The sequence below is a fragment of the Streptomyces sp. NPDC058308 genome (assembly GCF_042880275.1).
GTDB lineage: Bacteria > Actinomycetota > Actinomycetes > Streptomycetales > Streptomycetaceae > Streptomyces.
The window spans coordinates 149,105-168,053 of sequence record NZ_JBHVZA010000004.1 but is presented as its reverse complement, the minus strand read 5'-3'; the positions used below and the strand labels follow the sequence as shown (position 1 = coordinate 168,053).

Here is an 18,949-nt window from a genome sequence, read left to right as displayed (position 1 = left end):
GGATGCGGGGAAACCGCCCCACAATCCGCTCGGAGGAGCGCTACGCGCGCCCCGCGGACTTCTGCGTACGGCGCGAAACCGAGTCGATGACCACCGCGGCGAGCAGCACCGCACCCGTGATCATGAACTGGATCTCACTCGCCATGCCGAGCATGTTGAGGCCCTGCTGGATCGACTGGATGACCAGCATGCCGAGCAGCGCGGACCACACCTTGCCGCGCCCGCCGAAGAGGCTCGTGCCGCCGATGACTGCCGCGGCGATCACCATCATCAGCGTGTTGCCGCCGCCCAGGCTCTTCGTGGCGCCGCCCGAGAGGCTCGCGATGAAGAGTCCGCCGAAGGCGGCGAGCATGCCGGAGATGCCGAAGACGATGATCCGGACGCGGTCCACGTTGATGCCCGCGCGCCGCGCGGCCTCCGCGTTGCCGCCGACCGCGAAGACCTGGCGGCCGAAGGTGGTGCGGCGCGCCACGAAGTCCGCGATCACCAGGACGGCGAGGAAGAGCACCAGGGCAAGGGGCAGGCCGCGGGCGCCGACCGGCTCGTTCAGCTCGTAGGCGGCGCCGCCCGCGAGGACGGCGACGACGACGGTGCGCAGCACGATCTCGCTGACCGGGCGGGACGGCAGGCCCGCGCTCCTGCGGCGGCGGCTGTCGAGCAGCAGGGAGGCCGCGTACGCGATGATCGCGACGGCCGCGAGGCCGTAGGCGGCGCCCTTCTCCGCGAAGAAGTGACCGGTGAGGTCCTCCACCACGCTGCCCTCGGGCGTGTTGATGCTGCCCTCGCCGCCCATCAGCCAGATCTGCACACCGCTCCAGCCGAGGAAGCCGGCCAGGGTGACCACGAAGGCGGGCACGCCGATCTTGGCGAAGAAGAAGCCGTGCAGGGCGCCGATGACTAGGCCGGTCAGGACGGCGACGAGCACCGAGAGCCAGTCGTTCATCTCGTGGGTGACGCTCAGCACGGCCCAGACCGCCGCGCCCATGCCGGCCACCGAACCGACCGAGAGGTCGATCTCGCCGAGCAGCAGCACGAAGACGATGCCGACGGCCATGATGCCGAGGCCGGAGGTGAAGACCGCGATGTTCGCGAGGCTGCTCGCGTCCAGGAAGTGGTCGTTCTTCAGCTGGAAGATGATCGCGATGAGGATCAGGCCGACGACGACGGGCAGCGAGCCGAGCTCACCGCCGCGCATCTTGCGCTTGAACTCGGTCCAGTAGCCGGCCAGGCCCTCCTCGCGGACGAGCAGGCGCGGGTCGACGGCCGGGATCGGCGCGGCCGACGTGTCCGTCCGGTCGGGCGCGGCGCCCGGGACGTCGGCCGGGTCGGCGGCGGGCTTGGTGTTCTTGGCGAGGTCGCTCACTTCGCGTCCTCCTTCGTGACCGTGGCCGAGCGCGCCTTGCGGCGGGTCACGGCGTTGTCCGTGGCGCCGGTGATGGCGGCGATGACCTCTTCGTTGGTGGTGTCCGCGACGGTGAAGGTGCCGTTGTTGCGGCCGAGCCGCAGCACCGCGACGCGGTCCGCGACGGCCTTCACGTCGGCCATGTTGTGGCTGATGAGGATCACGCCGTGGCCGCGCTCGCGCAGCCGCTCCACCAGGTCGAGGACCTGGGCGGTCTGCTCGACGCCGAGGGCCGCGGTGGGCTCGTCGAGGATGACGACCTTCGGGTCGCCGACCAGCGCGCGGGCGATGGCGACGACCTGGCGCTGACCGCCGGAGAGGGCGGCGACCGGGATGCGGACGCTGGGGATGCGGATGGAGAGGGTGTCCAGGAGCTGCTTGGCCCGCTTCTCCATCCTGATCTCGTCGAGGACGCTCGCCGTCCTCAGCTCGCTGCCGAGGAACAGGTTGGCGACGACGTCGAGGTTGTCGCAGAGGGCGAGGTCCTGGTAGACGGTGGCGACGCCGAGGTTCTGGGCGTCGTGCGGGCGTCCGATGCGGACCGCCTTGCCCTCCCACTCGATGGCGCCGTCGTCGATCGGGTGGACGCCCGAGATCGTCTTGACGAGGGTGGACTTGCCGGCGCCGTTGTCGCCGACGAGGGCGACCACCTCACCGGTGTGGATTTCGAGGTCTACGTCCGTGAGCGCCTGGACGGCGCCGAACCGCTTGGAGACCCCGCGCAACGCCAGCACGGGCGTAGCGGACACGTGAATCATCTCCTTCGCCGCCTGACCGGCGGGGATGGTGGTGCAGAAGGACAGTGCCGCACGAGCGACGCTCACCGGGGAGAGCGGTGCTCCGCGAGCGAGTCCGGTGCCCGCCCTCCGTTTGCGGGGCGGATGACGGGGCGGGGCACCGGACCGGTACCGGAGCCCGTGCCGTACGGGCGCCCGGGAGCGCTCTCTCGCGCCCCCGGGGCTCATCTCGTACGAACGGGCTTACCGCAAAAGGGAGTTACTTGACACCCGCGGCGTCGCAGGCCTTCTTGTACTGGGCCGTGCAGATCTCGCTGACCTTGTAGACCTTGTCCTTGACGATCGTGTCGGCGACCTCGTCCTTGGTGATCGCCTGCGCGTCGTACAGCTTGGCGGGGATGTCCTTGAAGTCGCCGCTGAGCGAGTCGACCTTGCGGTCGGTGATCGCGTCGATGTCCTTGCCCTGCAGCAGGCGCACCGCGATCTCGGCGGTGGTCTCGGCCTCCGGCCGGATCTGCTTGTAGATCGTGTAGTCCTGGGTGCCGGTCAACAGGCGCTGCACGCCCGCGAGTTCGGCGTCCTGGCCGCCGACCGGGACCGTGATGCCGCGGCCCTTGAGGGCGTTGATCGCGGCGCCCGCCATGCCGTCGTTGGCGGCGTAGACGCCCTGGATGCCGTCCTTGCCGAGCTTGTCGATCGCGGAGGACATCTTGCGGCTCGCCTCGTCCGGCGACCAGTCCGGGATGTCCTGCTCGTACGCGATCTTCTTGACCTTCTTGTCGAGCACCGAGTGGGCGCCCTTCTTGAAGAACGGGGCGTTCGGGTCGGTCGGCGAACCGTTGATCATGACAACGTTGGCGTCCTTCGCCTTCGAGCCGAGGGCCCTGACCATGGCCCCGCCCTGCAGGCGGCCGATCTTCTCGTTGTCGTAACTCACGTACGCGGAGAGCGGGCCCTCGGCGAGGCGGTCGTACGCGACGACCTTCACGCCCTGCTTGTCGGCCTGCTTGACCCACGACTTGGTCGACTTGTAGTCGACCGCGTCCAGGATGATGACCTTGATGCCCTGGGTGACGAGGGCGTCGAACTGCTTCTTCTGGGTCTCGATGTCCTGCGCGGCGTTGTTGTACTTGACCTTGCAGTCCGAGCAGAGTTCCTTGATCTTCGCCTCCATGATGGGGCGGTCGAAGGTCTCGTAGCGCGTGGTCTTGTTCTCGGGGAGCAGCAGACCGATGGTCTTGCTGTCGCCGCCGCTGCCCTTGTCGTCGTCGTCGCCGGCCTTGCCGCACGCGGTCATGGCCAGTGCCATCGAAACCGCGGCCGTGCCTATGACGACGCGACGCGTCATTGCGTTCATGGTGGGGTGCCTCCCTGACGAGGCCGCGTCGTTGCGGCCGAGGTGGCTCGAAGTCAACTCGGCCGCCACACCAGCGTCAAGGAGTAAATCCTTAACGAGATGACAACGGTGCCATGCGTTATCTAAGTGAAGGCAGGTGTGCCCGCAGGCAGCGTTCCGTCCAAAAGGGTTGAATCACCCATCTCGCTGAGCGCGAGGGCCAGCGCGCCGAGCACCTCGGCCCGTCCGCCGAGCGCCCCGGGCAGTACGGACAGCATGCGCGCCGCGCTCGGGATGGCATACCGCCCCACCGACTCCCTGATGGGCCCGAGCACCAGCTCGCCGGCCTCGGCGAGGTCACCGCCGAGCACGACGCGGGAGGGGTTGAGGAGGTTGCAGAGGTTCGCGACGCCGCTGCCGATGTGCCGTCCGACGTCGGCGATCACCCGTCGGCAGCCCGGGTCGCCGTCGCGCGCGAGGCCGACCACGCGCTCCATGGTCAGGTCGGTGCCGTGGCTGGACCGCAGCAGCGGCAGGACATAACGGGCGGCGGTGAAGGTCTCCAGGCAGCCGCGGTTCCCGCAGCGGCAGACCGGGCCCGACTCGTCGAGCGTGATGTGCCCGATCTCCCCCGCGGTGCCGCCGGGACCCCGGTAGATCCGCCCGCTGATCACGAGCCCCGCGCCGACGCCGCTGGCGACCTTGATGTACGCAAGGTCCTTGACGCCACGGCCGCTGCCCCAGACCAGCTCGCCGAGGGCGCCGAGGTTGGCGTCGTTGTCGACGTGCACGGGGACACCGAGGCGCCCGCCCAGCTCCTCGGCGGGCTTGGTGCCGGTCCAGCCCGGCAGGATCGACGTCGAGCCGAGGGTGCCGGACTCCACGTCGATGGGCCCGGGGACGCCGAGCCCCACTCCGGCGATCTTCGTACGGTCCACTCCGGTGGCCGCGATCAACCGGCTGACCAGCTGCTCGGCCCGGTCGAAGCCCTGCGCCGCGGACGCGTCCACGTCGAGCGGCTCGGACTCCTCCGCGAGCACCTGGTGGGCGAGGTTGCCGATCGCCACGCGCAGATGGGTGTGGCCGAAATCGACGCCGATGACGATGCCCGCGTCACCGCTGAGCGAGACGCTGCGGGCCCGCCTGCCGCCCGCCGAGGTGGGCGTGACCTCGACCGTGCCGCCGTCCTTCAACTCCCGGACGATGTTGGAGACCGTCGCGGCCGACAGGCCCGTCGTCCTCGCGATCTCCGCCTGCGTGAGCGATCCGGCGAGGCGTACGGCGCGTACGACCCGTTCGAGATTGGCCCGGTGCAGAGACGACTGCGACCCCGGAGTCTCCATTGACTCTCACCCTTTGCCCTCTTTCGGGCGGCCCGTGGGCCGCCCGCGACACCGGCCTCGGAAACCGCTACCGGGCCATGTACAAGTTGTGAACTCCAAACTCTGCTGAAGGAGATGCCGCAGTCAAGTCGTTGACGGAAATCGGGACCTCTACCGAACGGACTCCGTCGAGGACCCGGACTCCGTGGCCGCGGCCCCTTCCGGCGCGTCCACCGGGACCTGCTCCCGCGCCTTCCCCCGCATGCGCGACACCGCGACGCCGGCCAGGCAGAGGAGGCCGCCGAAGAGGGCCAGCCGGGCAGGCACCTCGCCGAGGAAGAGCCACGACATGAGGATGACGAGCACCGGAACCGCGTACGTCGTGGCGCCCATCTTTCCGGCGGTCGACCGGGAGATCGCGTACGCCCAGGTGCTGAAGGCGAGCGCGGTCGGGAAGACGCCCAGGTACACCACTTGAAGCGTGGCCGACGCCGGGGCCCGGCCCACCTCCGAGACGAACTGGCCGACGAACGGCAGACACGCCAACGCCCCGACGAGCGCGCCGAACGTCGTCACCTGCAGGGGCGTGGCGTGCTTAAGGGTCGGCTTCTGCAGCACCACGCCCACCGCGTAGACCACCGCGGCGAGCAGGCACAGCAGCACGCCGAGGAGAGAGGATCCGCCACCGCCGGAGGTGGCGAGCCCGACCACCACGGCCCCGGCGAACGACACCGCCATGCCGGCCATCAGCTTGGGCGGGAAGCCCTCCTTGAGCAGCCAGCCGCCGAGGAGGGCCATCAGGATCGGGCCGATATTGACGATCATGGAGGCCGTGCCGGCGTCCACCTCGCGCTCGCCCCAGTTCAACGCGACCATGTACGCGCCGAACCACAGGAGCCCCGAGGCGGCGATGCCGGGCCAGGCCTCGCGCGGCGGGACCCCTTCGCGCCGCGCGAGGAGGATGGCGCCAAGGACGACGGAAGCCACCGCGAGCCGGCCGAAGGCGAGCGCGCCCGGTCCGAAGTGCTCACCGGAGCTGCGGATCGCGATGAACGACGACGCCCACAGCGCCACCGTGACCGAGGCCGCGGCGAGCACCAGGCCCTCGGCTCTCCTCTTGGCCCTGGCTTCGCCGTCCACCTCTGCTGTTGCCACCTGCCGGCTCACGATCGCGTCCTCCTGGAAGTCACTGGGCCCGTGCCTGGGCCTGGGGTCGGGCCGAGGTGCCCGACGGCTGCTCCGGCGCGCTCGGCGTCATGCCCGTGCCGGACACGGGCAGCAGCAGTACGTACCGGATCTCCTGCCGGTAGGCGGGAAGCAGCACCTGCGACGTGACCGTGGTCTCCCCCGCGTGGACATGCGGGAGGCGCAGGGTGAAGCGGTGCCCCTGCCGGTAGGCGATGACGTTGAGGTCCTGGCTCCACAGCGTCCGGCACTCACGGTCGTCGAGCACTTCGTCGAGCAGCGCGCCGAGTTGGTTCCCACCCCGGCCCGTCACCAGAGCGAACCGTAGCTGGGCGAGGTATACGGCGGCGTGGCCGGGCCAGTCGGTGAGCTGTTCGCGCGCCTCGGCGGAGGTGAGGACCCAGCGCAGGAGATTGGCGCCGGGCTCCCGGACCCAGGGGAACCAGGTCGCCATGGTCCCCGTGTAGTCGAGGATGTTCCACGCCTGGTCGACGAGGTAGGCGGGGAACTCCTCCTGGGTGGCGAGCAGTTGGACGAGCGCCTCCAGGGTCTCGGCGTCGCGCTCGGCGCCCGGGGCGATGGGGTCGGCGTGCACGTTCCCGTACAGGGCCAGGCGTTCGTCGGGGCCGAGCGCCAGCGCGTCGGAGAGCCGCATCAGCGCGTCAGGGGTGAGCGGCACCCCCGTATCGCTCTCCAGATTGCGGTACCAGCGCTCACTCACGTCCATGCGCCGGGCGACTTCCTTCTGGGGCAGCGGTTTACCGCGCTGTAATTTCTTTCCGGCCGTGGCCCGCCACGCACGCAACAGGTCGGGGAGCCTCGCGGTGTGGTGCACCACCTGGAATTACCTCTCAGTTGCGTCATACCTGGGCGCGTAAAGGAAAACGGCCCCGCCAGATCAAGATCATCACGGCTCAGCCCGCATACTACCGTCACTCAAGGAGCACGCAGTGTGATCTCTGGCACCCCTGTCCGGGGTTTCACGGCCGAGCGGGAGTGGCAGCCCGGAGCGCCCAACAACCGGCAAATATTTGCCGGTTGCCGCTTCTCGAAATTCCACGGGCGGCATGACGGCCCCGTTGCGACACTTGCCCGTCCCGCCCCACCCGCCCCATTTGCGGGCAAGTAAGTCCGCGCTAGCCCGCATTCCGGCGGGATTTCCCTTCTTCTGCGAGCCGCCACCTGGCGGCAGATATTTGCCGCTTGACGATGATCGATTTGCACTGGAAGCATCGTCGCCAGATGTCACGGAGAAACTCCGCGACAGAAAAAGCGCGCACCGCCGGAGAGTTGAACTCTGTACTTCTCCCGGCGGACGGACGGAACAGTCGAAATCTGCTTTTCCGTTCGCATTTCCGCGACCACTGATTCCGGCGTCCACTGATTCCGCGACCACTGAAGAGAAGGCGCTGTCCGCGCCCGTCGACCTCACGGTCCGCGTCCGAAACCCCACCCATGGAGAGTCATCCGTGCAGGCGGTCCACACCCTATTGAGGCGGGCGTGCGAGAAATTCGCCGACGCACCCGCGATCATCTCCTCTGCCGATTCGATTTCCTACTCCGAACTGCTCTCCCGCGCCCGGAAGGTGGCGGACGACCTGCGGGAGCGGGGCATCGGCAGGGGCGACGTCGTCGGCATTCTCGGCAGGCGCGGCGGACCGGCCGTCGTGGCCGTCTTCGGAGTCTGGCTGTCCGGGGCGATCGTCATGCTCGTCGATGACGCGCTGCCCGACGTGCGGCGCGAGACGATGCTGAACGCGGGCCCGGCCCGGGCGACGATCGACTGCGCGCAGGATCACCGGATCGCCGTGCGCCCCGGGCCCGGCGCCACCGGTGACGGCGTCCCCCCGGCGGCGCCCCTGGAGAACGAGGACTACGCGTACATCGCCTTCACCTCGGGATCCACCGGCAAACCCAAGGCGATCGTCGGCAGCCATACCGGATTGTCCCTGTTCCTCCAGTGGCAGTCGGACGAATTCGGCATCGGAGGGCACGACCGTTTCGCCCACCTCACCAACCTGTCGTTCGACGTCTGGTTCCGCGACGCCCTCACCCCTTTGATCTCGGGCGCCACGCTGTGCGTTCCGGACGACCGGCACCTCGACGCGGAGGGTGTCCTGCGGTTCCTGCGGGACCACGAGGTCACGGCCTTCCACCTGGTCCCCTCGCTCGGCAAGGTGTGGCTGTCGGCCGCCGGACGGAGCGAACCGGCGCCCACCGTCCGCCTCTCCTTCTTCGCGGGCGAGCCGCTGGACGGCGCTCTTATCGACAGCTGGCAGGGCCTCTTCCCCAACTGCCAGGTGGTGAACCTCTACGGCCCCACCGAGACGACGCTCGCTCAGCACTTCCACCGGGTCCCCAAGGACGCGGCTCCCGGCATCCAGCCCGTGGGCCGCAACCTCCCCCACTCGCGCAGCCATGTCCTGGACGAGAAGCGGCAGTTGTGCCCGGACGGCACCACCGGTGAGGTCCACATCGTGGCGGACCACCCCTCGCACGGCTATCTGGTCGAGGGCCGGATGGTCTCGCCGTTCGTCGAGCTCCGGATCGGCGGGGAGCCCGTCCTCGCCTATCCGACCGGAGACCTCGGGCGCCGGAACGCCGACGGCGGCCTGGAGATCCTCGGCCGGGCGGACGACCAGATCAAGATCGCGGGCGTCCGGATCGAACTGCAGGAGGTGCGCTCCGCGATCCAGTCGCACCCGAGCGTCCGCGACGCCTTCGTCTGCGCGCAGGACGACCGCTTCACCAAGGTCGTCGTCGCGGTCGTGGAAGGCGACGCGAGCGCCGAGCGCCAACTCCGCGACCACCTGGGCGAGCGCCTGATGAGCGCCATGCTCCCGGCCGCCTTCGTCTTCCTCCCCGAACTGCCCAAGCTCCCCAACGGGAAGGCCGACCGCAAGGCGCTGGCCGAGGTCGCCCGCGGCCACCTCCAGGAGCGGGCCCGGCGCGCGGCGGATGCCGCGGGGACCGGCGCGAAGGGCGGCTCGGTGGCCGACCGGCTGGAGCGCGTCTGGCTCGACGTGACCGGCGGCGCGGGGCCGCTGACCGACCGCGAGTCGAACTTCTTCGACGTCGGCGGCACCTCTTTGACCATCGTCGTGCTCCACGCCGAGACGCAGCGCGAGTTCGGTGTCCGCTTCCCACTCGTCCGCCTCTTCGAGCACACCTCGTTCAACGCCCAGCGGCGCTACCTGGAATCCCTGGCCGAGGAACCGCACGGCCCCGTACCCGGCGCCGCCACGGCCCGCGGCCGCGCCGCGCGCGGCCACGTCCTGTCGACCAGGCGCGCCCGCCGGCGCCAGCAACCCGCTCCGTCCCGGACTTCGCACCGGACCGACCAAGGATGAACATGGAAAGTGAAGACGAGCTGATCGCCATCGTCGCGATGGAGTGCCGGCTGCCGCAGGCCGGCGACGTCGACGAGTTCTGGCAGAAGCTGGTGGCCGGCGAGAGCGCCATCAGGGACCTCACGGACGAGGAGGTCGCGGCGGCCGGGGTGCCCGCGGCGCAGCGCTCCCGCCCGGACTACGTGAAGCGGGCCGGAGTCCTGGAGGGCGTCGCCGAGTTCGACTCCGCGTACTTCGGATACTCCCCTCGCGAGGCGGACATCCTCGACGTCCAGCAGCGCCTCATGCTGGAGTCGTCCGTCTCGCTCCTCGAACGCGCCAACATCGACCCGCACCGCACCGAGCAGCGGATCGGCGTCTTCGCGGGCTCGGGCATGAGCACCTACCTCTTCGGTGCGCTGCGCCGTCGTGACCTGGTCGAGTCGCTCGGCGAGATGGTCGTCCGGCACGGCAACGACAAGGACTTCCTCGCGACGCGGACTTCGTACAAGCTGAACCTGCGCGGTCCCAGCGTGAATGTGCAGACCGCGTGCTCGACCGGTCTGGTGGCGGTCCACTCCGCCGTGCAGAGCCTGCTCCTGAACGAGTGCGACGCGGCCGTCGCCGGTGCGGTGCACGTGCGGCTTCCGCAGCAGTCCGGCTACCGGTACCAGGTCGGCGGCGTGCTGTCGCCGGACGGTGTCTGCCGGCCGTTCGACGCCGGTGCCAACGGCACGGTGTTCACCAACGGACTCGGGCTCGTCCTGCTGAAGCGGCTGCGCGACGCGCTGGCCGACGGCGACGAGGTGCACGCCGTGATCGCCGCTTCGGCGGTGAACAACGACGGGGCGGAGAAGGTGAGTTTCACCGCCCCGAGCGTCGGCGGTCAGGTCGCGGTCCTGAGCGACGCCCTGCAGCTCTCGGGCGCCAAGCCGACCGACATCGCGTACATCGAGGCGCACGGCACCGGGACCGCGCTCGGCGACCCCATCGAGATGGAGGCGATCAAGCAGGCGTACGGCCACGACGGCGCCCCCTGCGGCATCGGCTCGCTCAAGGGCAACTTCGGGCACCTCAACATCGCGGCAGGCATCATCGGCCTGATCAAGGCGGCCCTGGTGCTCAAGCACAAGTACGTGCCGCCGACGGTGAACGTGGGCGAGCTCAACCCGGCGCTCGACCTGGACGGTTCGCGGTACTTCGTGACCACCGAGGGCCTGCCGCTCGACCGCGATACCGAGACCTGGGCCGGGGTGAGCGCCTTCGGCATGGGCGGCACCAACGGTCACGTGATCCTCCGGAGCTTCGAGCGGCCCTCCGCCGAGCCCGCACCGGCCCCCGACGCCGGACCCAGTGTCCTCACCTTCTCGGCGCGGTCCGAGAACGCCCTGCGGGGCCAGGCCGCCGCCCTTGCCGAGCGTCTCGCCGCGGACCCGGACGCCTCGCTCGCCGCGTACGCGTACACGCTGCGCGAGGGCAGGACGCGGCACCCCTACCGTGCGGCGCTGGCCGCCGCCGACCGGGCCGAGGCCATCGCCCGGCTGCGGGCCGGGCGCTACCACCGGGGAGCCGAGGCGGGCGCGGACGAGCTCGCGTTCGTCTTCGCCGGACAGGGCACGCAGCGCCGGGCGATGGGGTCCGTGCTCGCCGAGAAGAACGAGCGCTTCGCCCGCAGGCTCGACGAGGCGGTCGAGGCGGTGAACCAGCACACGGACTTCGACCTGCGGACCCACCTCGGGCCCGACGCCGAGGTGGAGGGCATCGACACCTCCGTGGCGCAGCCGCTCCTGTTCGCCGTCGAGTACGCCCTGGCGACCGCGCTCATCGACTCCGGGGTCCGGCCCAGCCACCTCTTCGGCCACAGCCTCGGGGAGGTCGTCGCCGCGACCGTCGCGGGCGTCTTCGACCTGCCGTCGGCCGCCGCGCTCGTCGCGACCCGGGCGAAGCTCATGGGCGACTGCCCGGCCGGGGCGATGCTCGCGGTGGACGGCCTCGACGCCTTCGCGGACCTGCTGGACGGTGGGTCGCTGGTGGTCGCGGCGGCCAACTCCCCCACGCAGTCCGTGCTGTCCGGGACCCACGAGGCCATCGAGGCGGCTGCCGCCCGGGCGGCCGAGGCAGGGGTGCGTCACCAGCGTCTTGCGACGTCCCACGCCTTCCACTCGCCGCTCATGCGGGAGGCCGCGGAGGAGTTCCGCGCGTTCCTGCGGTCGTTCACGTTCCACGCGCCGCGGATTCCGCTGGTCTCGAACATCACCGGCCGCGTCCTCACGGAGTACGAGGCTCGCAGCCCGCACTACTGGGCGGATCATCTCCTGCGCACGGTCAGCTTCGCCGAGTCCCTGCGGACGCTGCGGGAGTCGGGCGTGAGCAGGTTCGTCGAGATCGGTGCGGGCCAGTCGATGAGCAACCTGGTGCGGGCCAACCTCGGGTCCGACGACGGTCCGCCCCTCCAACTCGCTCAGACACTTGGCGAGTTGGAGCGCGAGGAGGAGTCGTTCGCGGACGCCGTCGCCCTCGGCTGGGCCGCCGACCCCGAGGTGCCCATCGAGGAGTACGCGGTCGCGGCACGGATGGTCACGCTGCCCACGTACGCGTTCGAGCGCCACGTCCACTGGGTGGAACCGGCGCTCGGATTCGGTACGGACTTCGGTACGGACGAGGACACGGGCGGTGGGAGCGGGAACCGTCAGGCCCCGGCCCCGGAGGCGAGCCCCGCCGCCACCGCCGCCGATGTCCGCACCGAAGACCCGGCCCCTGACGACACCCTCGACGGAGCGACCGAAGAGATCCGCGGCATCGTCGCGCAGATCTTCGAGAGCTTCGTCGGCGCACCCGCGACCGACCACGACCGCGAGTTCTTCGAGCTCGGCGGCAACTCGCTCATGGCGATCCAGCTGATCAACAAGTTGCGCGAGACGTTCGAACTGGACTTCTCCGTCAAGGACTTCTACGAGAACAGCTCGGTCTCGCGGACCACGAACGTGATCAAGGCACTGCTGCTCGAGGAGCCCGCCCATGTCTGACAGTTCCTTCCTCGCCGCCGGACAGCTGGCGAGCCTGAAGGCGAAGCTCAAGTCGGGGGCCACGCGCGCTCCCGAACCCGCCGGGCAGGGAGCGGACGCGGCGTCGTACCTGCCCGACCTGGGCGTCATCTTCTTCTCGGGGCTGAGCGGCGAGAGCGACCCCTACGAGCTCCTGCTCGACGTCGCCCGCTACGTCGACGGCGCCGGCTTCAGCGCCGTCTGGACCCCGGAGCGCCACTTCACCGACGCGGGCGGTGCCTACCCCAACCCGTCCGTCCTCGGCGCCGCCCTCGCGATGATCACCGAGAACGTGCGGATCCGGGCCGGCAGCGTGAACCTGCCCCTGCACAACGTCCTGCGCGTGGCCGAGGAGTGGGCGCTCGTGGACAACCTGTCGGGCGGGCGGGTCGACCTCGCGGTGGCGCCCGGCTGGCACGCCCGGGACTTCGTCCTCGATCCCGACGCGTTCGAGGACAGGGCGCAGGTGCTCAACCGGTCGCGGGAGCAGTTGCAGGACCTGTGGCGCGGCACCCCCGTCGAGCGCACCGACGCCCTCGGCGAGAGCCACGACATCCTGACCTTCCCGCGGCCCGTGCAGCCGGAGCTCCCCGTCTGGCTGACCTCGTCCAAGAGCGAGGGGGCCTGGCGGTTCGCGGGTGAGAACGGCTTCAACGTCCTCTCGGCGCTCATCAACTTCGGCCCCGCCGAGCTCAAGAAGCGGATCGACATCTACCGCGAGGCGCGGGCCGGTGCGGGACTCGACCCCGACCTCGGCGTCGTGTCGCTGATGCTGCACACCTATGTGGGTGACGACATGGACGAGGCCGTACGGACGGTCCGGCCGGCCATGACCGAGTACCTGAGCTCCTTCGTCACGCAGCACGCGACCTCGGGACAGAGCGAGTCGCGCGACAAGTCAGCGACGCTGCAGAACCTCGACAAGGACCGGGACGACTTCCTGGAGATGGTGTTCCAGCGGTACGTCTCGTCGAGCTCGCTCATCGGTGACGTGAAGCAGGCCCGCGCCACCCTGGAGGGCTTCCGGGAGATGGGCGTGGACGAGGTCGCCTGCCTCGTCGACTTCGGACTCTCCAAGGACGAGGTCCTCGCGAGCCTCGCCCGCCTCTCGCCGCTTCTCCAGAAGGGAGCCTGAGCTGTGAAGACGTACAGCTTCCAGGGGGTCTCGCCCCGCATCCACCCCAGCGTCTACGCGTTCGAGAACGTGGTCGTGATCGGGGACGTCGAGATCGAGGAGGGCGTCAGCCTGTGGCCGGGGGTGACCGTGCGCGGGGACAAGGGCAGCGTCCGGATCGGCCGCGGGTCGAACGTCCAGGACCACGCGATGCTGCACTCCGACCCCGGCCAACCGCTGACCATCGGGCCCGATGTGACGGTCGCCCACAGCGCGGTGCTGCACGGCTGCTCGGTCGGCGCCGGATCGGTCGTCGGCATCGGCTCGGTCCTGCTGAACGGCGTGTCTGTGGGCGCGAGTTCGCGGATCTCGGCGGGCGTGGTGCTCAGCGCGGGTCCCGTCTACCCGCCCCGGAGCCTCATCGCGGGCACCCCCGCCACCGTCCTGATGACGCTGAGCGACAGCGACGTGGCCGTACTCGACGAGACCGCCGCCGAATACCGGGAGCTCGCCGCGCGGTACCGCACGGGCCTCGGCCCCGCCGTGGAGGTGGCCGCCCGTGTCGGCTAGCGCGCCCGGCGCACGCGGCGGTGCGCCCCTGCGCGTCGGCTTCCAGCGGAACACCCCGCCCTTCTCCTACGCCCCGGCCGCACCGTTCGAACCCATCGGCTACTCCGTCGACCTGGCCCGGCTCGTCCTCGCCGGGGTCTTCGGCGGTACGGGGTCGGTGCCGCCGCTCGACGCGGTCGAGGTCACGTCCTCCACGAGGGAGGGCCTGCTCGCCGACGGCCGCATCGACATCGAGTGCGGTTCGACGACGATCACGCCGTCGCGGCAGCTCCGCTGCGCGTTCAGCAGGCCCATTTTCCGGACCTCGCACCGCATCGCCGTGAAGCCCGGCGCGGAGACGGCCGGGGGCGCCCTGCGCGTGGTCGGCATCCAGGGTTCGACGAGCCAGGCGGCGCTGGCGGCGCGGAGCGACCTGGGCTTCGCCCACTCCTTCGTCGGGGTGCCGTCCATCGGGGCGGCCCTGGACGCCTTCGTCGACGACCCCCGCGTCGACGCGATGGTGGCGGACGAGGTGATCCTGCGGGCCCTGCTGCGCGGCCGCGGGGCCGCCGCGGGCACCGGGCTGCTCGACGTGCGGCTCGGTGAGGAGTTCTACGGATTCATGATGCGCAAGGACGACCCGGAGTTCGTCCGCGCCGTCGACGACGCCCTGACGGACGTCTTCGCGTCCGCCGCGTTCCCCGCCCTCCTCACGTCGTGGTTCACCGACGAACTCCCCGGGCTGGGATTCGGCCTGGGAATGGAAGCTGAGACCGCCCTGCTGATCGGAACAGGCACCTTCGATGAATAGCACCGAGACCGTCTCCCCCACTCTGCAGGACGCCTTCAAGGACGTCATGGCCTGCGTCGCCACGCCCGTCTCGATCGTGACGGCAGTGCCCGGCGACGGCGGCCCGCCGTGCGGCGCGACCGTCAGCGCCTTCGCCTCCCTGTCGGTCGCTCCCGCGATGGTCCTGGTCAGCCTGGACAGGAGGTCGCGCACGCTCGAAGTGATCCGCCAGACCGGCCGTTTCGGGCTCAACGTCCTCGGCGCGGACCAGGACGACCTGGCGATGTCGTTCGCGTCCAAGGGCGGGATCGACAAGTTCTACGGCACGTCCTGGACCACCGAGCAGGGCCTCCCGCGCATCTCCCGGGCGGCGGCGTGGCTGGCGTCGACCGTGGCCGACTTCGTGGACGGCGGGGACCACGTCATCGTCCTCGGCCGCGTCGACGCCGCGGAGGCCGCGGTGACCAGGGCCCCGCTGGTCTACCACCGCCGCAGCTTCGGCACCCACCGGCCGCACCGCGACCCGGCACCGGGAGTCCCGGCGTGACGGCCGGGACCGCGACGGCCCGGATCAGGGTCGGGCTGCTCGGATGCGGCACCGTCGGGGCCGACTTCGCCCGGCTGCTTGTCGACCGGCGGGCCGCGGTCGAGGACGTCACGGGGATCTCCCTGGAGCTCGTACGGATAGCGGTGCGCGACCCGCGCAAGCCGCGTCCCGAGGCGCTGGACGCGGAGTTGTTCACCGGCGACGCCTATGACGTGGTCAAGGCCGATGACGTCGATCTCGTGGTCGAGCTGATCGGCGGCACGTCGGCGGCGGGTGAGCTCGTCACGACCGCGCTCGAAGCGGGCAAGCCGGTCGTGACCGCCAACAAGGAGCTCATCGCGAAGGCGGGCCCGGACCTGTTCGCGGCGGCCGACCGCGCCGGGGTCGACCTCTTCTTCGAGGCCGCCGCGGTGGCGGCGGTGCCCATCCTGCGCCCCCTGCGGGAGTCCCTGCTCGCCGAGGACGTCACGCGGGTGGTCGGCATCGTCAACGGCACCAGCAACTTCATGCTGACCCGGATGACCGCCGACGGCCTGGGCTTCGACGAGGCGCTGGCGAAGGCCCAGGAGCTCGGGTACGCAGAGCCCGACGCGAGCGCCGACGTCGACGGCGCCGACGCGGCGTCCAAGCTCGCCATCCTCGCCTCGCTGGCCTTCAACCGGGCGGTCGTCGCGGACGACGTCGGCAGGGAGGGCATCGTCGGCCTCGACCGCGAGGACTTCGAACTCGCCGCCCGCTTCGGGTACGACATCAAGCTCCTCGCCGTGGCCGAGCGCTTCCCCGACGGCCACGCGATCGGCGCCCAGGTCTTCCCCGCCCTGATCGGCCGCGACCATCCGCTGGCCAGCGTCCGCGACAGCTTCAACGCGGTGTTCCTGACCACCTCCGCCGCCGGTGAGCTCATGTTCTACGGGCACGGTGCGGGCCCCCGCCCGTCCGCGTCCGCGATCCTCGGTGATGTCACGGGCGCCGCGGACCAGTTGCTGCGCGGCACGCACCGCCGCATCCCCGTCGGCTCCCCGGCGCGGCTGCGTCCGGCGCGGGACCTGGTGCACTCGTACTACGTCCGCGCCGACGTCGAGGAGGCGCCGGGTGTCCTGTCCGAGGTGACGGGGGTGTTCGCCCGGCACGGCGTGTCGATCCGCACGGTGGACCAGGACGGCTCGGAGTCGCGGGCGCGCATCGTGTTCCTCACCTTCCCGGCGCCCGAACACGCGCTGGACGACGCACTGGAGGAGCTGCGGGGGCTGAGCCGGGTCCGCGGAGTGGGCCGGGTGTTGCGCATCCACAAGTGACCGCTCCCCGCACCGCACGACAGCACCACCGCACCGATCACGACACCGGACGGAGTTCCACCCATGTCCCAGCAGATCCAGCTCGTCATCCAGATCACCACGCAGCCGGGCCGCGGCAAGGACCAGATCGCCGCCTTCGAGCACCTCGCACCGCTCGTGCGCGCCGAGGACGGCTGCCTCCAGTACGACCTGCACCAGGTGAGCGGCGACCCCGACCGCTTCGTCCTGATCGAGCGGTGGGCCTCGCAGGAGGCGCTCGACGCGCACGACGCTACTCCGCACATGGTCGAGGCCGACGCGGCGAGCCCCGCCTTCCGTGCGGGCCCCGCCGTGGTCGTACGCCTGGACGCCGAGCCGCTGGCCTGACCGCCGCCCCACCCACCCCACCCCGTACAGCCCGAACGGCCATCCGGATCGCTCTGGATGGCCGTTCTACGCGTGCCGGAGCTACTTGACGGAACCCGCCGTGAGTCCCGACACCACATGCCTCTCGATGAACGCGAACAGCACGATGACCGGGATGATCGCGACCACCGACGCGGCGAAGAGGTAGTTCCACTGCACCGTGTAGTTGCCGATGAAGTTGTTGATGCCCACCGTCAGCGGCTGCTTCTCCGGTTGGGTGGTCAGGGTCAGGCCCATCACGAACTCGTTCCAGGACGTGATGAAGGTGAAGATCACGGCCGTGACGACGCCCGGCAGGGCGAGCGGCAGCGTCACCCTGATCATGGCCCCGAAGCGGCTGGTGCCGTCCACCATGGCGGCCTCCTCCAGCTCCGGCGGGATCGAGCTGATGTACGCCGTCAGGATCCAGACCGCGAAGGCGAGGTTGAACGCCGCGTTGGTGAGGATCAGGGTCCAGACCGAGTTGAGCATGTCCAGCTGGTGGAACTCGCGGTAGAGACCGACCAGCAGGGCGGTGGGCTGGAACATCTGGGTGACCAGGACCAGGAGCAGGAAGAACTTGCGGCCCCGGTAGCGCATGCGGGCCGTGTAGTACGCCGCGGGCAGCGACACCAGCAGGACCAGCAGGGTCGCGCCGCCCGCCACCATCAGCGTCACCTGCAAGTTCTGGCCGAGCTCCGACTCCTTCCAGACGTCGACGAAGTTCGCCCACTCCAGGTTCGTGGGCAGGTACGTGCGGTCCCGCAGCTCCTCCTTGGGGCGGAGCGCGGTGACGACCATCTCCAGGTACGGCGCGAGGAAGACCGCCGCGAGGAGCCAGGCGCAGGCCGTGATGACCAGGGTGCGGGGCCGGAGCGCGCGCCGGGCCTTCTTCGGCCCGCCGTCCTTCCGGGGCGCGGGGCGGGTCGCCGTCGCGGTGGCCATCAGTCCTCCTCGTTCCACCGGCTGACCTTCAGGAAGATCAGCACGAGCACCACGACCATCAGGAAGTTGACGACCGACATGGCCGCGGACTCACCGATGTCGGTCTCCTTCAGCTTGTACATGAACACCATCGACGTGGAGGTGTCGTAGCCCGGACCGCCCTGGGTCATGGCCCAGATGATCGGGAAGGAGTTGAAGACGTTGATGAGGTTGATGACGACGCCGACGAGGAAGGCGGGCCGCAGCATCGGGAGCGTGATGTGGCGGTAGGTCTGCCAGTTCCCGGCGCCGTCGATCCGTGCCGCCTCGTAGACGTCCTGCGGGATGGTCTGCAGGCCGGCCAGGAGCGTGTACGTGGTGAAGGGCAGGGAGACGAAGACGGCGACCGCCATCATCCACGGCCAGGCGGTCTCCGGCCTGCCCAGCCAGTCCTTGGAGTCGTCGATCAGGCCGAGGTCGAGCATCAGCGTGTTGAGCACGCCCGCGGTCTGGTTGAGCATCCACTTGAAGCCGATGGCGGTCATCAGGACGGAGGCGGCCCAGGGGGCGATGAGCGCCCAGCGGGTGAGGGTGCGGCCGGGGAACTTCTGGTTGAACAGCTGGGCGAGGGCCAGCGAGAGCAGCATCGTCACGGTGACGACGACGACGGTCCACACCGCCGTCCAGAGCAGGACGGCCCCGAAGTCGCTCTCCTCGAAGAGCTTCTTGAACTTGTCGGTCCCGGCGCTGCCGCGCACCTTGCCGGCGATGGAGATGTTGAGGAACGAGGTGCGGATCAGCTCGACGACGGGCCAGACGACCACGGCGAGGATCAGCAGGATGACGGGCGCTATCCAGGGCAGCGGGCCAAGCCGGGCCAGACCGCTGCGGCGGCTCACCGGCCTGGGTGCGCGCCCGCCCCGTCCCCGGCCGGACTCGGCCGGGGACGGAGGGGCCTTCAGGGACACAAGGACTCCTTGGCGACGGGACG

General features: G+C 70.3%; 16 protein-coding genes. 8 read left to right on the top strand and 8 right to left on the bottom strand.

Annotated elements, in window-relative coordinates; genetic code table 11:
• Positions 1-40 precede the first annotated feature (40 nt).
• From ACFVYL_RS08055 to ACFVYL_RS08030, 6 genes are all read right to left on the bottom strand, one after another.
• Positions 41-1,363: a sugar ABC transporter permease gene (locus ACFVYL_RS08055; RefSeq protein WP_389713693.1), complete on the bottom strand. Its 1,323-nt coding sequence runs from the start codon at positions 1,361-1,363 to the stop codon at positions 41-43.
• On the bottom strand, positions 1,360-2,160 hold the full coding sequence (locus tag ACFVYL_RS08050) for an ATP-binding cassette domain-containing protein (RefSeq protein WP_389713955.1): 801 nt from the start codon (positions 2,158-2,160) through the stop codon (positions 1,360-1,362). The genes ACFVYL_RS08055 and ACFVYL_RS08050 overlap by 4 nt, the downstream gene beginning before the upstream one ends.
• A 238-nt stretch (positions 2,161-2,398) precedes the next feature.
• A complete protein-coding gene (locus tag ACFVYL_RS08045; protein ID WP_389713691.1) occupies positions 2,399-3,496 on the bottom strand; it encodes a substrate-binding domain-containing protein in 1,098 nt (365 codons plus the stop codon).
• Between the two features lie 122 nt (positions 3,497-3,618).
• Positions 3,619-4,818: an ROK family transcriptional regulator gene (locus ACFVYL_RS08040; RefSeq protein WP_389713689.1), complete on the bottom strand. Its 1,200-nt coding sequence runs from the start codon at positions 4,816-4,818 to the stop codon at positions 3,619-3,621.
• A 150-nt stretch (positions 4,819-4,968) separates the two neighbouring features.
• Positions 4,969-5,952 carry a DMT family transporter gene (locus tag ACFVYL_RS08035; RefSeq protein ID WP_389713953.1) on the bottom strand — a complete coding sequence of 328 codons (984 nt, stop codon included), beginning with the start codon at positions 5,950-5,952 and terminating at the stop codon, positions 4,969-4,971.
• Between the two features lie 31 nt (positions 5,953-5,983).
• A complete protein-coding gene (locus ACFVYL_RS08030; protein WP_389713951.1) occupies positions 5,984-6,817 on the bottom strand; it encodes a helix-turn-helix domain-containing protein in 834 nt (277 codons plus the stop codon).
• A 634-nt stretch (positions 6,818-7,451) separates the two neighbouring features.
• On the opposite strand from ACFVYL_RS08030, the gene ACFVYL_RS08025 reads away from it, so the two are divergent.
• The 8 genes from ACFVYL_RS08025 to ACFVYL_RS07990 all read left to right on the top strand — a co-directional run bounded on the left by ACFVYL_RS08025 (position 7,452) and on the right by ACFVYL_RS07990 (position 17,016).
• Complete coding sequence (locus tag ACFVYL_RS08025) at positions 7,452-9,332, top strand: non-ribosomal peptide synthetase (protein ID WP_389713688.1); 1,881 nt, start codon at positions 7,452-7,454, stop codon at positions 9,330-9,332.
• Positions 9,333-9,334: 2 nt separating this feature from the next.
• Entirely contained in the window at positions 9,335-12,337 is a 3,003-nt protein-coding gene (locus tag ACFVYL_RS08020) for a beta-ketoacyl synthase N-terminal-like domain-containing protein (protein ID WP_389713686.1), read from the top strand.
• Entirely contained in the window at positions 12,330-13,490 is a 1,161-nt protein-coding gene (locus ACFVYL_RS08015) for a MupA/Atu3671 family FMN-dependent luciferase-like monooxygenase (RefSeq protein ID WP_389713684.1), read from the top strand. The genes ACFVYL_RS08020 and ACFVYL_RS08015 overlap by 8 nt, the downstream gene beginning before the upstream one ends.
• A 3-nt stretch (positions 13,491-13,493) precedes the next feature.
• Positions 13,494-14,039 (top strand): gamma carbonic anhydrase family protein, encoded by a 546-nt coding sequence (locus ACFVYL_RS08010; protein WP_389713683.1) that lies wholly within the window; start codon positions 13,494-13,496, stop codon positions 14,037-14,039.
• The gene (locus ACFVYL_RS08005) at positions 14,029-14,829 is read left to right on the top strand and encodes a transporter substrate-binding domain-containing protein (RefSeq protein WP_389713682.1); all 801 of its coding nucleotides are present in this window, start codon (positions 14,029-14,031) and stop codon (positions 14,827-14,829) included. The genes ACFVYL_RS08010 and ACFVYL_RS08005 overlap by 11 nt, the downstream gene beginning before the upstream one ends.
• On the top strand, positions 14,822-15,355 hold the full coding sequence (locus ACFVYL_RS08000; RefSeq protein ID WP_389713681.1) for a flavin reductase family protein: 534 nt from the start codon (positions 14,822-14,824) through the stop codon (positions 15,353-15,355). The genes ACFVYL_RS08005 and ACFVYL_RS08000 overlap by 8 nt, the downstream gene beginning before the upstream one ends.
• Positions 15,352-16,650 (top strand): homoserine dehydrogenase, encoded by a 1,299-nt coding sequence (locus ACFVYL_RS07995; RefSeq protein WP_389713679.1) that lies wholly within the window; start codon positions 15,352-15,354, stop codon positions 16,648-16,650. The genes ACFVYL_RS08000 and ACFVYL_RS07995 overlap by 4 nt, the downstream gene beginning before the upstream one ends.
• A gap of 63 nt (positions 16,651-16,713) precedes the next feature.
• Positions 16,714-17,016, top strand: coding sequence for a putative quinol monooxygenase (locus ACFVYL_RS07990; RefSeq protein WP_389713677.1), 303 nt, complete (start codon positions 16,714-16,716; stop codon positions 17,014-17,016).
• An 81-nt stretch (positions 17,017-17,097) separates the two neighbouring features.
• Here ACFVYL_RS07990 and ACFVYL_RS07985 read toward each other — a convergent pair whose 3' ends face one another.
• Together ACFVYL_RS07985 and ACFVYL_RS07980 are read right to left on the bottom strand one after the other, a co-directional pair.
• The gene (locus ACFVYL_RS07985; protein WP_389713676.1) at positions 17,098-17,979 is read right to left on the bottom strand and encodes a carbohydrate ABC transporter permease; all 882 of its coding nucleotides are present in this window, start codon (positions 17,977-17,979) and stop codon (positions 17,098-17,100) included.
• On the bottom strand, positions 17,979-18,926 hold the full coding sequence (locus ACFVYL_RS07980; RefSeq protein WP_389713674.1) for a carbohydrate ABC transporter permease: 948 nt from the start codon (positions 18,924-18,926) through the stop codon (positions 17,979-17,981). The genes ACFVYL_RS07985 and ACFVYL_RS07980 overlap by 1 nt, the downstream gene beginning before the upstream one ends.
• Between the last annotated feature and the right edge of the window lie 23 nt (positions 18,927-18,949).

Bases quoted from the DNA above. Each gene is read 5' to 3' on its own strand.
- ACFVYL_RS07990 (WP_389713677.1), top strand. From the start codon at position 16,714: ATGTCCCAGCAGATCCAGCTCGTCATCCAGATCACCACGCAGCCGGGC.
- ACFVYL_RS08045 (WP_389713691.1), bottom strand. From the start codon at position 3,496: ATGAACGCAATGACGCGTCGCGTCGTCATAGGCACGGCCGCGGTTTCG.
- ACFVYL_RS07985 (WP_389713676.1), bottom strand. From the start codon at position 17,979: ATGGCCACCGCGACGGCGACCCGCCCCGCGCCCCGGAAGGACGGCGGG.
- ACFVYL_RS08015 (WP_389713684.1), top strand. From the start codon at position 12,330: ATGTCTGACAGTTCCTTCCTCGCCGCCGGACAGCTGGCGAGCCTGAAG.
- ACFVYL_RS08000 (WP_389713681.1), top strand. From the start codon at position 14,822: ATGAATAGCACCGAGACCGTCTCCCCCACTCTGCAGGACGCCTTCAAG.
- ACFVYL_RS08040 (WP_389713689.1), bottom strand. From the start codon at position 4,818: ATGGAGACTCCGGGGTCGCAGTCGTCTCTGCACCGGGCCAATCTCGAA.
- ACFVYL_RS08050 (WP_389713955.1), bottom strand. From the start codon at position 2,160: ATGATTCACGTGTCCGCTACGCCCGTGCTGGCGTTGCGCGGGGTCTCC.
- ACFVYL_RS08020 (WP_389713686.1), top strand. From the start codon at position 9,335: ATGGAAAGTGAAGACGAGCTGATCGCCATCGTCGCGATGGAGTGCCGG.